Source organism: Saccharothrix violaceirubra (genome assembly GCF_014203755.1).
Taxonomy (GTDB): Bacteria; Actinomycetota; Actinomycetes; order Mycobacteriales; family Pseudonocardiaceae; genus Actinosynnema; species Actinosynnema violaceirubrum.
Window position 1 is genome coordinate 870,435 of sequence record NZ_JACHJS010000001.1, and the last position, 14,788, is coordinate 885,222.

14 protein-coding genes are annotated in these 14,788 nt (G+C 71.1%); 11 read left to right on the plus strand and 3 right to left on the minus strand.

The window, feature by feature from the left end:
* Positions 1-140: 140 nt before the first annotated feature.
* The gene (locus F4559_RS04305) at positions 141-2,375 is read right to left on the minus strand and encodes an XRE family transcriptional regulator (protein WP_184666274.1); all 2,235 of its coding nucleotides are present in this window, start codon (positions 2,373-2,375) and stop codon (positions 141-143) included.
* Positions 2,376-2,522: 147 nt separating this feature from the next.
* Positions 2,523-3,743, minus strand: coding sequence for an FAD-binding protein (locus F4559_RS04310; RefSeq protein ID WP_312865473.1), 1,221 nt, complete (start codon positions 3,741-3,743; stop codon positions 2,523-2,525).
* Positions 3,744-3,929: 186 nt separating this feature from the next.
* Here F4559_RS04310 and F4559_RS36680 point away from each other — a divergent pair, with 186 nt between their 5' ends.
* Positions 3,930-4,220 carry a helix-turn-helix domain-containing protein gene (locus F4559_RS36680; protein WP_376774703.1) on the plus strand — a complete coding sequence of 97 codons (291 nt, stop codon included), beginning with the start codon at positions 3,930-3,932 and terminating at the stop codon, positions 4,218-4,220.
* On the opposite strand, the gene F4559_RS04320 is transcribed toward F4559_RS36680, so the two are convergent.
* Positions 4,175-4,735, minus strand: a complete 561-nt coding sequence (locus F4559_RS04320) for a helix-turn-helix transcriptional regulator (protein WP_184666276.1) — start codon at positions 4,733-4,735, stop codon at positions 4,175-4,177. The genes F4559_RS36680 and F4559_RS04320 overlap by 46 nt on opposite strands.
* Before the next feature lie 195 nt (positions 4,736-4,930).
* Between F4559_RS04320 and F4559_RS04325 the strand changes: the two genes are divergently transcribed.
* The 10 genes from F4559_RS04325 to F4559_RS04370 all read left to right on the plus strand — a co-directional run bounded on the left by F4559_RS04325 (position 4,931) and on the right by F4559_RS04370 (position 14,783).
* Positions 4,931-5,731: a glutaminyl-peptide cyclotransferase gene (locus F4559_RS04325; protein WP_184666277.1), complete on the plus strand. Its 801-nt coding sequence runs from the start codon at positions 4,931-4,933 to the stop codon at positions 5,729-5,731.
* The gene (locus F4559_RS04330; RefSeq protein WP_184666278.1) at positions 5,728-6,354 is read left to right on the plus strand and encodes a C40 family peptidase; all 627 of its coding nucleotides are present in this window, start codon (positions 5,728-5,730) and stop codon (positions 6,352-6,354) included. Before F4559_RS04325 ends, F4559_RS04330 begins: the two co-directional genes overlap by 4 nt.
* On the plus strand, positions 6,351-7,148 hold the full coding sequence (locus tag F4559_RS04335; protein WP_184666279.1) for a hypothetical protein: 798 nt from the start codon (positions 6,351-6,353) through the stop codon (positions 7,146-7,148). The genes F4559_RS04330 and F4559_RS04335 overlap by 4 nt, the downstream gene beginning before the upstream one ends.
* Before the next feature lie 10 nt (positions 7,149-7,158).
* Entirely contained in the window at positions 7,159-7,458 is a 300-nt protein-coding gene (locus F4559_RS04340; protein ID WP_184666280.1) for a hypothetical protein, read from the plus strand.
* Positions 7,455-7,979 (plus strand): hypothetical protein, encoded by a 525-nt coding sequence (locus F4559_RS04345; protein WP_184666281.1) that lies wholly within the window; start codon positions 7,455-7,457, stop codon positions 7,977-7,979. The genes F4559_RS04340 and F4559_RS04345 overlap by 4 nt, the downstream gene beginning before the upstream one ends.
* On the plus strand, positions 7,966-9,825 hold the full coding sequence (locus tag F4559_RS04350; protein ID WP_184666282.1) for a hypothetical protein: 1,860 nt from the start codon (positions 7,966-7,968) through the stop codon (positions 9,823-9,825). The genes F4559_RS04345 and F4559_RS04350 overlap by 14 nt, the downstream gene beginning before the upstream one ends.
* Positions 9,822-11,216, plus strand: a complete 1,395-nt coding sequence (locus F4559_RS36205) for an SCO6880 family protein (protein WP_184666283.1) — start codon at positions 9,822-9,824, stop codon at positions 11,214-11,216. The genes F4559_RS04350 and F4559_RS36205 overlap by 4 nt, the downstream gene beginning before the upstream one ends.
* Before the next feature lie 65 nt (positions 11,217-11,281).
* Complete coding sequence (locus F4559_RS04360) at positions 11,282-12,550, plus strand: putative type IV secretion/conjugal transfer ATPase (RefSeq protein WP_184666284.1); 1,269 nt, start codon at positions 11,282-11,284, stop codon at positions 12,548-12,550.
* Positions 12,547-14,265 (plus strand): type IV secretory system conjugative DNA transfer family protein, encoded by a 1,719-nt coding sequence (locus tag F4559_RS04365; protein WP_184666285.1) that lies wholly within the window; start codon positions 12,547-12,549, stop codon positions 14,263-14,265. Before F4559_RS04360 ends, F4559_RS04365 begins: the two co-directional genes overlap by 4 nt.
* Positions 14,262-14,783: a DUF4913 domain-containing protein gene (locus tag F4559_RS04370; protein WP_184666286.1), complete on the plus strand. Its 522-nt coding sequence runs from the start codon at positions 14,262-14,264 to the stop codon at positions 14,781-14,783. Before F4559_RS04365 ends, F4559_RS04370 begins: the two co-directional genes overlap by 4 nt.
* Positions 14,784-14,788 lie beyond the last annotated feature (5 nt).

Below are 14,788 nucleotides of genomic sequence, written 5' to 3' on the forward strand. Positions count from 1 at the left end.
AGGTCGTCTGGGCAGGTGGAATCGTGACGGCTCGCGCCGTCGGGGCGGGGCATGCTGGTCTGGTGGTGCCGCAGACCGCGCGTCGGGTGAGTCCCGAGCCGCTTGGGTGGACGCTGTGGGTCCGGCTTGCCGGAGTCGGTCTATCGCCGGTACTCGGTGAGAGCGGCGAGTTGTGTCCGGATCGTGGCGGCGCGGGGGTCGTCGAGATGGTCGAACAGGGCGATGGCCTGGGTCCATGCCTCGTGGCAGCCGGGGTGGTCGTGGGTTTTCAGGCGTAGTTCTCCCAGGCGGTGGAGGATGTCGGCCTGGGTCCAGGGGTTGGCCGCGGTGAGGCTGGCGGTGTGGGCCTGTTGGAGGCGGGCCAGGGCGGTGGTGAGGTCGCCTTTGTCGTGGTGGATGGCGGCTATGTGTGCCCAGGTGCAGACGATGCTGTCGGTGTCGTTCGTGGTGGTGAAGGTGTCCAGTGCCTGGTGGAGGAGGGTGAGGGCGGCGTTGTGGTTGCCCAGGGCCCGTTGGACGTCGCCGCGGTAGGCGGTGGCGGTGGCTTTGGTCTTGTCGTCGCCGGTTTGTTCGCAGAGTCGTTGTGCGGTGGCGAAGTGGAGGTCGGCCATGGTGTGGTCGCCGGTGCGTGACGCGCATTTGCCCAGGCCGATGCGGCACCACTTCTGTTCGTCGAGGTTTCCGGTGTCCTCGTGGGATTCCAGGGCTTCGGCGTAGCGACGGCGGGCGTCGCCGGGGCGGTTGGAGGCGAAGTAGGCGTTGCCGAGGTTGCGCAGAATCCAGCCCGCTGCGTCCTGGTTGCCGACGCGGCGGGCCTCGTGCAGTGCGGTGGTGAGGGCGTCGAACCAGGTGGTCCAAGGGTTGCGCCAGTACAGGTGGTCGACGAGGACCTTGGGCAGGCCGAACGCGACCCGGTTGTGGCCGGTGCGGCTCGCGCACGCGGTGGCGGCGGCGAGATTGTCCATTTCGGACTCAAGCCAGTCGAGGGCTTCGGTGCGGGACATCGTCGGTGTGTCGTGGTTCTTCGGGTGCAGGGTTGTGCACGCGGTGGTGGCGCTGTCCAGATACCAGTCCAGGAGTCGGCGCTGGGCGCTCGTGGCCTCGGGTTCGTCGGTGGTGGCGCGTTCGGCGGCGTAGGCGCGCAGGAGGTCGTGGAAGCCGTAACGGCGGTAGGCGGTTTCGACGAGCAGGTGTGCGCGGACCAAGGCGTCGACGCCGAATTCGGCGTCGGCGGGTGAAAGGGCGGTCAGGGCGGCGGTGGCGTCGATGCCGAACTCGTGGCCGGGGTGCAGGCTCAGCAGGCGGAACAGGCGTGCGGCCGATGCGTCGAGGCGGTCGTAGGACCAGGAGAACACCGAGCGGACGGCGTCGGCGGGTTCCCCTACGGAAAGCACCGACAGGCGGCGGGTGTCGTCGGACAGTTCCGCGGCCAATGCCGTGAGAGTGAGGTGACGGCTCGCGGCGACGCGTTCGGCCGCGACGCGGATCGCGAGGGGTAGCGAGGAGCAGGAGTGTGCGATGCGCACGGCCGCGTCGGGTTCGGCGTGGACCCGGTCGGCGCCGGCGATCTCGGCGATGAGGTTGACGGCGTCGGGCTCGTCCAGGGGCGGGACGGTGACGCAGTGGGCGTCGTGGTGCACGGTCAGGCCGGGCAGGCGTTGGCGGCTGGTGGTGAGGACCAGGCAGTGGGTGCTCGCGGGGATCAACGGGCGGATCTGTTCGGTGCGGGCGACGTTGTCGACGACCAGCAGGGTTCGGGTGCCGTCGAGCAGGGTGCGCAGTAGTGCCGACCGGGCGTCGAGGCCGACGGGCATCGACGACTGGGGCGTGCCCAGTACCTGGAGGAGGTCGAACAGGGCCTGCTCGGCGTCGACCGGTTTTGGGTTGGGGGAGTGGCCGTGCATGTCCAGGTAGAGCACGCCGTCGGTGAAGCGGTGGGCGATGTGGTGGGCCCACGCGACGGCGACGGCGGTCTTGCCGACTCCGGCCGTGCCGTCCAATGCCACGACCTGGGCGGATGTTCGGGTGCTGTGGCTGTCGAGGAATCGGTCGAGGTTGTGGAGGAGTTCGTCGCGGCCGACGACGTGCGGGGCGGGTGGCAGTTGGCTTGGCCTGTGTCGGGTCGTGTCGGGGCGGGTGGTGTCGTCCAGCAGCGCCAGGAGTCGGCCGCCGGCGTCGAGTACGCCGTCCATGGTGCGCAGGTAGTTCTCGGTGGCGACCTTCCAGCCGCGTTCGACGTTGCTGATGTGGCTGATGCTGTAGTGGGAGCGTTCGGCCAACGCTTGCAGCGTCATGCGGCCCCGGAGTGAACGCAGCAGCTCGGCGATTTCCGGGTTGGGCTTGCGCGTGGTGCCGTCGTCGGCCCGGCCGCCCATGTGTCCCCCTGGTGCCTGGTCGGCTGCCGCGATCCCCCGATGCGGGCCCTGGCCACCTGCCGGTCGCCGACGCGCCGCCGATCCTCGCCCGGAGGACCGGACCGCGCTGGTCGTCGGCCGAATATTCGCTCGTTCGTGTGGGCCGGCTCAGGGGCGGGGGAGTTCGCCGAGGTAGGCGGTGCCGCCGAGGCTTTCCGCGTGGCGGGTGAGATCGCGGTTGTGGGCGGTCATGCGGTCGAGGTGTTCGGGGGTGGCGTGGGGCGCCGAGCGCAGGATCGCGAACAGGAACGCGATCGGGGTGTCGGGCAGGCGCAGGTTCGGAGTGGTGATCCGGGTGGTGACGATCGGGTAGATCAGTACGACGCCTGCTTGGCCGATGTCGGCTCGGGTGAGTTGGGTGAGGGCATGGGCGATGAAGGGTTCTGCCTGGTGGTCGGGGAGTAGGAGGTTGAGCCACGGGTGGGGTGCGTCCCAGTGGCCGAGCTCGCGGAGTAGGGCGACGTCGGGGGACAGGCGGTCGAGGAAGGCGCCGTAAGGGGTGTCGGTTGAGGTGTCGGTCCAGGTCGCGGTTTCGCAGACGTAGGTCCAGTGGCCGGTGTCGTCGAGTTTGGCCTGGCCTTCGACGTAGTCGAACCGGCCGCCGATCTGTTCGCGTTGGGTGGCGAGGAAGTCGGCCAGCTTGGTGTGGGTGGTCTTGCGGACCAGGGCGTGGCTGCGTGCGGGGACGAGCGGGAGGGTGGCGCGCAGGATGATGCCGTGGCGGCCCCGGCCCGCGCGGACGGCGTCGAACAGTGGGTCGCCGGGCGAGCAGGTGTGGCGGTCTCCGTCGGGGGTGAGGACGTCGAGGGCCAGGACGTTGTCGGTCTGCGCGCCGTGGCGGTGGGTGGCGCCGCCGAGTCCGCCGACGGACAGGGTTCCGCCGACTGAGGTTTCCAGGTAGTCGGTGAGCACGGGTGGGGTCAGGCCGTGGGGGAGCATGGCGGCGAGGACCTGGGACCAGCGGGCGCCGGCGCCGACGATGATCCGGTCGCCGTCGAGGGCGTGGACGGTGTCGAGGGCTCGTGTGTCGACGACGATGCCATCGAGTGATTGTGCTTGGCCTGCGGTGGAGTGGCCTTCGGCTTTCGCGACGACGCGGAGGTCGTGGCGGGTGGCGAAGCGGAGCAGGTCGGCGATCTCGTCCTCGGTTGTGGGGCGCAGGACGGCGTGTGGTCTGTTGTGGACGGTGTGGCCGAAGTCGGTCGCGGCCCACGTCAGCGCGTCCTCCGCAGTGGACAGCGTGGCAACCGGTATCGGGATGCTGCCTGGTGTGGGGGCCGTGGTGACGGCGCGTCGGGTCGGGTCGAAGTGGTGGTGGTCGACCGGCACCGGTCAGCTATAGCAGAGCCGGGGTCTGCCTCGGGGCATGTTCACCCGGCCGGTGGGCGGTGGGCGTGGGTGGTCGGCTATTCCGACTATTCCAACTATTCGAATAGGAATACCGGCTTCAGGAACAGTGATTTGTTTCCGACACTCGGTGTGTGGGCGTTGCCTGGACGCGTGTGGAGGTGGGACATGGATACCGGGTCCGTGGAGCGGGTGACGGTCGGGACGAGTGTATCCCGGAGCGAGCGTGAAGGGAACGAGCGTGGTGAGTATTTGGCTCGGGCCTTGCGGGTGTTGGAGGTGGTCGCGGCGGCTGATGAGCCCATGGCGTTGTCGGATGTCTGTCGGCGGTTGTCGTTGCCGATGACGACGGTGCACCGGTTGTTGGGGGCGTTGTGCCGCACGGGCGTGTTGCGCCGGGACGGGCGTCGGCGTTATTCGATGGGCGTGCGGATCGCCGTGGTCGGTGATCCTCGGTGAGTTCCCGTGGTGCGGGAATTGTGGAACGCGGCCTCGGCGAGTGCGGTGGTGACGCGGAGGGCGCGGGCCAGGCGGTGGGTGATCGCGGCGGGTAGGCGGCCGGTGCGTTCGTAGACGTCGACGGCCTGGTCGCCGATGTCGAGGTGGGCGGCGAGGATCGGGCCCTGTTCGGGACCGAGGCGGCCGTTTTCCCAGGCTGTGAGGCGGTGGAGCCTGATATGGAGGCGGTGTGCGAGTTCCTGGCGGGTCAGGGCCCGCAGGCTGCGCAGGTCGGTCAGGGTGGGTGGGGCGTCGAGCCTGCGTTGTAGTTGGGCGGGGTGCAGGCGGAGCTGGGCGGCGAGGCGTCGGAGTTCGGTGGCGCGGATCGGGGTTATGCCTTTCTCCCAGCGGTAGATCTGGTTGTCGTGCACGGCCAGGCGGCGGGCCAGTTCCACTTGGGTCAGGCGGTTGCGGCGTCGGTGGTGGGTGAGTGCCGCGGGGTCGAACAGCGGTACTTCCGGGATGTGTTTCGGCATGGCTTTCTCCCCGGCGGAATGGTGCTGGGTGTTCTTTCTGTCACGGTAGGACGGTCGCGCCGGGTTTTCCACTTTTTCGTTTTGCGGTAGTCGTCGTTCTTCCGGTTGGCGGAAGTTCCGGATTTTGGTGGTCGTGGGGAGTGTTTTCGACTGTTGCCGTGTGACGGTGGAATGCGCAGGAAAGGGGTGGTGTCGGTGAAATCGACGGTGAATGTCGTGGTGTCGGTCGGGGTGCTGGTGCTGGTCGTCTCGTGTGGGACGCCGGAGCGGACGGGCACGGCGTTGCCCGTGTCGGTGAGTACGCGGGTGTCGGCCGCGGCGGTCGGGCCGGTGTCGGTGCGGACGGTGGTGGTCGAGGCGGTGCCGTCGGACGGTGCCGACGTGCGGGGACTCGGCGTTGTCGGAGATTTCCTGGTGGAGGCCGTGGAGACCGGCGCCGGAGCGGTGGTGCGTGTGGTCGACGCGGCGGGAACCGTGGTGCGCGGTGTCGATGTCGCGCGGGCGGGCGCGGTGGCCGGGGTGCACGGCGGGCTGTGGCAGTTGGATTCCGCCGGCCGGGCCGCGATAGCGCGTGATCCGGAGACCTTGGTCGAGACGCGTCGGGTCGGCGTGGACGACGCCCGTGGCGGGTTGTGCTTCACCGGGCGGCACCTGGTGCACGCGTCCACGGCGGATCGGTTGGTGCTGCGTGATCCGGTGACGTTCGACGAGGTCGGCGCGGTCGTGCTGGGTGGGCATTGGTCGGCCGGGCGGCTTGTGGCCTCGGTGGCGTGTGCGGGTTCGCGGGCGTGGGTGCTGTTGGCCGGGTCGGACTGGGTCGTCGAAGTCGATCTGGACCGAAGCGCGGTTGTGGCGGTGGCGAGCCTGACGCGGGTGCGCGCCGACGATCCGGAAGTCGCCGGGGTGTTCGGCGCGATCACGGCCGTCGGTGACGGGCTGTGGGTGGCCGGGTCGTTCCGCCATCGCTTCCGGGTCCGGTTGGAGGGCGGACGATGAAGACCTTCGTCGTGGTGTCGGTGGCGTCCGTGGTGTTCACGGTCGCGGGTGGTGCGGCGGTGGTGCGGTGGGGAGGCCCGACCTGTCCGACGGGCGGGTGTCCGGCCCGGCCGGTGGTGCGGGGGACGACCGTCGCGTTGCCTGCGGCTGCGGGGGTGTCGGGGTCGGTGGTGGCGCCGTCGTCGCAGGTCGCGGTGGTGATCGCGGCGGCGTTGGAGTGGTTGGGCACGCCGTACGCGTGGGGTGGTGGTGACGCGGACGGGCCGACACTGGGGATTCGGGACCACGGTGTCGCGGACGCGCACGGCGACTTCGCGAAGGTCGGGTTCGATTGCAGCGGCCTGGTGCTGCACGCCTACGCGCGGGCCGGGGTGCGGTTGCCCCGGACCTCGGGTGAGCAGTTGGCCCAGGCGCGGGTGGTCGTGCCGTTCGACCGGGCGTTGCCGGGTGACCTGTTGTTCTGGGGCACGCACCACGTCGCGCTCTACCTGGGTGTCGTGGGCGGTGTCCACCGCATGGTCGAGGCGCCGCAGTCGGGCGAGGTCGTGACCGTCTCGGCGGTGCGGACGGGCGGGGACTTCCAGGGTGTGGCGGCGCGACCGTTGGCGGGAGACGGGTCGTGAACGGCCGTGCGGTGCCGCTTCCGCCCGGGGCGGTGTCGTTGCGCAAGGTCGTGACGTCGCCTCCGGTCGCGGGACGGGTGCGGCTCGACAAGGCCCCGGTGGCGCGGACTTCGTTGCGGGGCCGGGTGATCGCCGTGATCGGCTTGGCGGGCTCGGGTCGGTCGACGGTCGCGGCGCAGACGGCGGCGGCGTTCGCCGGGCAGGGCTTGGACGAGGTGGTGTCGGTGGACGCCTCGCCGTGGCCGGGGAGTTCGCGGTCGCCGGTCGATCCGGGTCGGGCGTGGGGCTGGCGGCGGCTCGCGGCGTTGCCGGACGGGAGCGGGCCGACGTGTGTCCCGGTGGTCCACGGGGTGTGGCGGTTGGGTGGTTGCGAGGCGTTCGACACGGTCGGGCCGTCGGAGGTGTTGAGGGTTCTGGACATGTGCCGTGAACGAATGGCCATTGTGGACTGTCCGGCGGGTGGTGCCGCGACGGCCAGGGCGTGTGTGGCGGTGGCGGACGCGGTGGTGGCGGTGTGCCGGGCCGATCCGGTGGACCTGCGGAACATGGCCCGACTGCTGGGGCTGCTGGCCGGGGATGCCCGGCGGGACTTGCCGGCTGTGGTCGCGGTGGTGGCGCATCGGCCTGGCCGGTGGCCTCGTGCCGCTGCGGTCGCGGAGGCGGGCGTGGCCGAGGTGGCGGGTGCGGTGGTGCGTATGCCGTTCCGCCGCGAGTTGAGCCGGACCGGGACGGTGGTCGGCCCGGCCTTGGCGGGTGTGGACGTGGCGGCGGCGGTGTCGCTGCTTCTCGGGTGAGGAGGACGTGATGACCATGTGGGTAAGCCAGCCGGGGCCGTTGGAGCCGATCGACATCACCGAGGGGCGCAACGCGCCCGGTCTGGCCGCGTTCGAGTCGATGGTGAACTCGATCGCGATGTACGTGCTGATCGGCGGCCTGGCCGCCGTGGTGATCGGGGTGGGGATCGCGGTCGTCGGGCCTCGGCTGGGGTTCCAGCACGCGCGCGGGGTCGGGATCGGCGGCGTGGTGGGCGGAGTATTCCTGGGCGCGGTGGTGGGGCTGGCGTCGGTGATGATCAATTTCGCGTACTCGATGTTCGCCGGGTGAGTCCGGTGGTCCGGGTCGTGGTCGTCTTGGTGGCGCTGGTGGTCGGTGTCCTTATAGGACAGATGTGGCCCGATGCGGAGCCGTGCGAACGGGAAGAGGCTGTGGCGGCGGCCCACTTGTCGGTGTTGCTGGCCCGCCGGGTCGACGGTGCCCACGCCGTCCGCGATGCCGTTCGTGAGCTGGGCGCCGAGGACGGCGTGGTCGAGGAGTTCGGGCGGTGGGCGGAACGGGAGACGTTTCGGCACGCGCTGTTCGGGCCGGTCGCGGTGCGGGTCGCCCGGCGGGACGGCGAGCGGGTGCTGGTCGAGGTGGCCGGGGTGTGGCTGCGGTCGGCGGACTCGGCCGCCGGGCCGGGTGAGGTCGCCGACGCGCTGTGGTCCTACTGGCTGGTGCGGCGGGACGGGCGGTGGCGGCCGTCGTCGGTGCCGGAGGTGGTCACTTCGGGTTCGGTGCTCCACCCGGCGTCGGCGTTCCTGCGGGCGCGGGACGGGTTCCGGGAGGTGCCGCGTGTGGCCTGCTAAAGCGCTGGTGGTGGTGTTGGGGCTGTTGGTCTCACCGCAGGCTCAGGCGGCACCGCAGCCCAGCGAGGGCATCGAGCTGGTGCGCGTCGGCGATCGTGACCATCCGCGGGTCAGGCTTGCCGACGGGCGGTGGTGGTACGTCGCGCCGGGCTGTCCGTGGCCGTCCTCGGAGATACCGCGCGACGCGGTGTGCGGCGGTGACCAGGTGTTGTTGCGTGACGACGCCGATCTGCGGTGCACGTTCGTGGTGACCCACCGGGCCGAGGTGACGCCGTCGCGGGTGACGTGGCGGTTCTGCCTGTCCCGGCCGCCGCTCTCGCCGGAGTTCCACTGGTCCGAGGAGCAGAACCGGGCACGGATCGCCCAACTGCGCACGGCGATCGGCGCGTGTGTCGGCACGGAGCAGGTCTGCCTGCCGATGCAGTGGTGGCCGCGCCGAAGCGACGGGGGCATCGACTGCGGGCGGATTCCGGCCGACCGGCTCGGGGACGCGTTGGCCGTGGTGCCCCACCGGGTCGGGATGGTGTGCGCGGTCCTGGACTCCTACCTGCTGGAACGTCCGCTCCCGGCCGTGACGGCGGCTGATTTGAACCTGGTGGGTCGGGCCGTGGCGGACGGGGTTCCGGTCGGTGGCGGCACGGCGGCCACGGTGGGCGGCGGTGTGCTCGGCGACAGCCTGGACGCGGCGTGTTCGATTCCCGCGCTGGTGGCGACGTTGGGCGGGTTGTGCGTGGGCGCGGTGGCTGTGGAGGCGGGCGCGTCGTTGTGGGGCGTGATGGATTGCGGTCGGGAGTTCGACAAGTGCCTGGCCGAGGCGGCGGCCCGGTCGATGCTCGCCGGTCTGGACCTGACGTTGGGCGCGTTGCGCAACCCGACCCCGGTGAAGTTCGACGATCCGGGGTTGCGGACGGTGCTGGGGGCGGCCGGGACGGTCAGCGCCTACCTGCTGTTGGCGTTGTTGTTGGTGAACGCGGTGATCGCCGTGGTGCGGATGCGGTTGCGGGAGTTGGCCGAGAGCGGGATCGGGTTGGTGCGGTGGGCGTTCGGGCTCGGCGCGGGGTTGGCGGTGGTGGCGTCGGCGGTGTTCGTGTCGGACCGGGTCGCGGACTGGTTGGCCGGGTCGACGGCGGGGACGGCCGAGGCGGTGTACGCGCGGTTCTTCGGGTTGATGCGGGTGTTGGCGGCGGGTGGGCCGGACGTGCAGTTCCACGGGTGGTTGTTGGTCATGGTCGTGTTCCTGCTGGGGGCGTTCTGCGCGGGCGTGGCCTATCTGCTGCTGGTGTTCCGGTCCGGGGCGATCGTGTTGGCGGTGACGTTGTTGGTGCTCCAGCTCGCGGGTGGTGCGGGGCCGGCGGTGACGCGGTCGTGGACGCGCAAGGGCTTGTCGGTGCTGTGGGCGTGTGTGGTGGCCAAGCCGGTGAGCGTGCTGGTGTTCCGGCTGGGGGAGACGTGGATCGGCGAGGGTCGTGGGGTGGGTGACCTGCTGGTCGGGGTGGGGATGCTGGGTGTGGCGTCGTTGGCGCCGTTCGTGGTGGTGAAGTGGTTCCCGCTCGACGGTGGCCGTGGTGGGTCGGGTCGGGGTTCGGTGCCGATGGTCGTGTCGTCGGGGTTGGCGATGGCGGGGTCGTGGGCCGCTCCGAGGTCGGCTTCTGTGCCGGACCGTGCGCCGGCGGTGTCGGTGCGGCCGTTGCCGGCCGTGGCGGCGGTGGGTGCGTTGGCCGCGATGGCGGTTCAGTCCACTGTGGATGGTGTGGTGTCGGGTGGTGCCGACGAGAGCCCGTTTCCGGATCAGGTGCCGTGGGTGCCGCCGCCGGTCGGGCCGACTTCGGGAGGTGGCCGGTGGTGAACGACGTGCGGGTGCGGTTCTCCAAGAGGCGCAGTGACGGCGTGCTGTGGGGGAAGTCCGCGAGTCAGTTGGTGTGCCTGGTGGTGGCCTTGTTCACCGCCGTGGCCGGTGCCTGGGTGGTGGCCGGTGTGTTGGTGGCTGTGGCGTTGGTGCCGGTGTGCGGACGTCCGCTGGTCGACTTCGCGCCGATCCTGCTCGCCCAGGTGGTGACGCGGGTGACCGGTGAGCACGAGTACCGGGGTGGCCCGTTCCGGCTGCTGCCCGGCGAGCCGGGGCTGGACGGGCCGCGGTTGCCCGGTGACCTGGCGCGGCTGCGGTTCGGCGCCTACTCGGTCGGGGATCGGGAACTCGGGGTGGTCTACGAAGGCGACGGGGGTGTGACGGCCGCGGTGGAGGTGCGGGCCGAGACGTTCGCGTTGTTGGACGCCGCCGATCGTGCCCGGCTGGTGATCGGGTTGGGCGCGGTGCTCAACGCGGTCTGCCGGGCCGACAGCCCGATCGTGCGCGTGCAGTTGCTGCACCGGGTCGTGCCCGACGCCGGAGGCGACATCCGTCGTGACTGGGAGATGCACGGCAACCGGGACAACCCGACCGCGTCGGCCGTGTACGAGGAGCTGCTGGACGACGGCGGGGTGCGGCACGAGTCGTTCCTGGTCCTGCGCCTGGACCCGCGACGGGCGGGCGCGCGGATCACGGCGGCTGGAGGCGGGGACGACGGCGCGGCGGCCGTCCTGTTCACCGAGGTCGTCCGCGTGGCGCGGGGTCTGCGGTCGGCCGGGTTGACCGTGTTGGGCTGGGTTCCGCCGCGTGGGTTGGGCTATCTCGTGCGGTCCGCCTTCGACCCGTCGGCGAAAGACGTCGATCCTGGGCTGTGCCACCCGATGGCCACGAGCACGAGCCGCAGCCACTACGCCACGGACGGCGCCGTGCACCGCACCTGGTGGATCGACGAGTGGCCCCGGACGGAAGCGGGTGTCCCGGCCGGGTTCCTCGAACCGGTGCTGCTGGGGTCGACGGCGCCGCGCACGGTGTCGTTGGTGCTGGAACCGTTGCCCGCGCGCAAAGCCCAGACGCGGATCGCGGTGGAGGCCGGGGCGGACGACGCGCGCGAGACGCTCAACCGGCGGATCGACCGCCGCACGACCCGGGCCGACCGGCGTGAGGCCGAGGACGTCCACCGCCGCGAGGCCGAACTCGTGGACGGGTTCGGGCACTTCCGGTTCCTGGGGTTCGTGTCCGTCACCGCACCTACGACCGCCGAGCTGGAGGTGCGGGCCGGGCTGGTGGAGGCGGCGTTGGACGAGGCCGCGGTCGAGCCCCGGGTGTTGTACTGGGAGCAGGACCAGGGCTTCTGGGCCGCCGCGCTGCCGTTCGCGCGGGGGTTGCGGTGATCGACCGGGTGCCGCGTCCGTGGTCGGGTCCGGCGGGACGGCGGGCGGGGCGCACGGTGCACCGGATGCGGTTGCCCGCGCACGTGGACTCGACGGCGCAGGTCCGGGGTGCGCTGCCGTGGCTGGCCGGGCCGGGGTTGCCGGCGGTGGGCACGGTCGTGGGACGGGAGCGGTTCTCCGGCGGGGTGTTCTGCTTCGACCCGTGGCGCCTGTACGCGCGGGGGCTGCTCCAGGACGCGGGGATCTTCGTCGCCGGGGTGATCGGGAGCGGGAAGTCGGCGTTGGCGAAGTCGTTGTGCCTGCGCGGGGTGGCGTTCGGGCGGCGGTTCGCGGTGCCCGGCGACATCCGGGGCGAGTGGGTGCCGGTGGTCGAGGCGTTGGGCGGGCGGGTGTTGCGGTTGGGGCCGGGGATGCCCGAGCGGCTCAACGCGTTGGCGTTGCCGCCCAAACCCGAGGGCATGACCGACGGGCAGTGGTGGCCTGTGGTGCGGACGCACTGGGAAGGGCTGTTGGAGGCGCTGATCAGGACGTTGTTGCCGGGGCAGCGGGCGTTGACGATGGACGAGCGGACCGCGTTGGAGACGGCGTTGACCGCAGCGTCCCGGTGGAGTGGTGATCTGGCGCGGGTGCGTCCGGTGCACCTGGGGTTGGTCGGCTCGTTGTTGTTGGACCCGACGCGGGAGATGGCCGCTGAGCATCGGGTAGGGCTCGGGGTGTTGCGGGAGCGGTTGCACGAGATCGGGTTGGCGGTGCGTGCCTTGACCCGCGGCGGTTTCGCCGGGTTGGTGGACGACGACCGGCCGGGCAACCAGATGGATTGGCGGGACACGGCGACGGTGGTGGACATCAGCCGGGTCAAGACCAGTGATCTGGCGGTGGCGTTGGTGATGGCCACGACCCAGTCGGTGATCGAGTTGGCGTTCGCGCACCGGCCTGGTCAGCGGTTCACCGTGTACGACGAGGCGTGGCGGTTGAGCGCGTTCCCGGCGTTGATGGCGCGGACCAACGCCGGGCAGAAGGTGTCGCGGGCGACGGGGAACGCGACGATCATCGTGTGCCACCGGGTGTCGGACCTGTTCGGGGGGACGGAGGAGTCGCGGCACTACGGGCAGGCGTTGTTGGCCGACTGCGGGACGCGGGTGCTGTATCGGCAGCGCGGGGACGTCGCTTCGCTGCGGTTGAGCGAGCGGCAGGCGTCCCTGTTGCCGTTGCTGGACAAGGGGACCGCGTTGTGGACGGTCGACGGGCGGCCGTTCCTCATCGACCACGTCGTCGCGCCCCGGGAGTGGCCGTTGATCGACACCGACCAGACCATGCTCGGGCGCACGCCGTGACGCCGCGCGACGACCTCGTGCGCCTGGTCGCGATGCTGTCCCTGGGTATCGGCGGGGTTTTCGGACTGGTTACCGGTGGTGCGCTGGCCGCGTTGCTGGGCGGTCACGGGTGGGTGTGGCGTGACGACGGGGCATTGGCTACGTTGCTGCGCGACCCCGACAACCCCGGTCGGGCGTTCGGGCATCCCGACACCGATCCCGTGCTGTGGTGGATCGTCGTCGGCGTCCTGGAGATCGTGGTCGCCGCACTGGTGACGTTGGGCGCGGCCCGGTTCCACGGCCAGGAATCACCCATGGCGACCCGTCGGCAACTGCGCCTCGCTCTCGGCGCCCGTGCTGCCCGACGCCGTGCCGGCCGCGCCCGCCCGTCGCTGGCCGGTACCGGACGCCTGCCGATGTCGGAGGTCGCGGTCGACCTGGGACGTGCCGCCGGCCTGAACCTGTTTGGCCAACACGAAGACGCCGAGCTGGTCATGGTCGGCACCCGCCAGGGCAAGACCAACCGGCGCATCATCCCCCGCGTCCTCGACGCCCCCGGCGCCGTCGTCACCACCTCCACCAAGGCCGACGTGCTCGCCGCCACGGTGGGCGTGCGCGAACAGGTCGGCCCGGTCCACGTGTTCGATCCCGAGGACGTCACCGGCTGGCCGGACACGTTGCGCTGGAGCCCGATCACCGGCTGCGAGAACCCCGACGAGGCCATCCGACGGGCCCGCGAACTCGTCGCCGCCCGACCCATGGACGGCACCGTCACCAACGCCGGGTTCTTCACCGACTCCGCGACCCGCGTCCTGCGCGCCTGGCTGCACGCCGCGGCCCTGGGCGGACGCACCATGCGCGACATCCTGACCTGGTCGGCCCAGTGGTCCGACGACGAACCGCTCGACCTGCTGCACCGCTCGCCGACCTCGGCGCACTGGGCGTCGACGCTGCGTGAGCTGACCACCAGCGCGGCGGGGGAGATGCTCGGCGGCATCGCGCAGACCCTGAACCTGGTCCTCGACCCGCTCAACTCCCCACGGCTGCTCGACGCGTGCTCACCGCCACGCGGCCGGGAGTTCGACGTGGACGCGTTCCTGCGTTCGCGCGGAACCCTCTACATCGTCAGCGAAGGCGGCGTCGGCTCGGCCGGGCCACTGGCGTCCGCGTTGGCTTTGCACGTCCACCACCGCGCCAAACGCCTCGCCGCCCGCCAACCCGACGGCCGCCTCGACCCGCCGTTGCGCTGCCCGTGGGACGAGATCGGCAACGTCGCCGCACCCGACAATCTCGGCCAACTCGTCTCCGACTCCGGCGGACGCGGCATCCACATGATCATCGCCTGTCACGGCCTGGGCCAGCTCGAACGCCGCTGGGGCCGTGAACAGACCCGGGAGATCTGGAACTCCGTCACCACGCGTCTGATCCTGGGTGGTGTCGCCGAAGCGGACACCCTGGAGGACCTGTCCCGGCTGGTCGGTGACGCCTATGTGCCTCGTACCAGCACGAGCACCGGCGAGTTCCGCCGTACCCGTTCCACCACCCACAACTGGGAACGGGCCCTGCGCGTGGACCAGCTCCGTACCCTGCCCGACGGCAAGGCGCTCCTGCTCTACCGCAATCTCCCGGCCACCACCGTGACGTTGACGGCCTGGTACGACCAACCTGACTCGAAACGCCTGCTCGCGCTCAAGGCCGACGCTGAGCACCGCATGGGCCGTCGAGCGGCGACATGACCAGTCCCGAACACCTGCGTGCCGACCTCGACCACTTGACCGGGATCGTCGAGCACCTTGTCGTTGTGGTGGAACGGTTTCGCTCGCATCCGCCGGGTTCCTGGTCCTGGCCCCACCTCGACGCGTCCCGCGCTGCCGATCTGTGGTCCGAGGTGGCCGACTTCGTCGACCACCTCAATACCCGCGAGGAACTCGGTCCCGGTGCCCGTATTCCGCCGTGTTGGTTCCTCCACGGCCGTGCTGTCGAAGACCTCACCGCCCTGCTCGCGGCGTGGCGCTACGCCTACCAGGCCACTACGCCCACGGCCGAGTTGATCGACTATCGCAACCGCCACCTGTGGCCGACCCTTGACCGGCTCACCGACCTCAACACCCCGTTGCGTCGTTGTGCCGACAAAGGCCGTCATACCCCGTGGCACGAACCGGACGACCACTTTCTTGCCGCCGACGGGTGTGCTTTCGACCGCGCGACCGAGCTGGCCCGTCACGCGGCGGCCGACGTCGCCGACCGCCGCTGACCCGT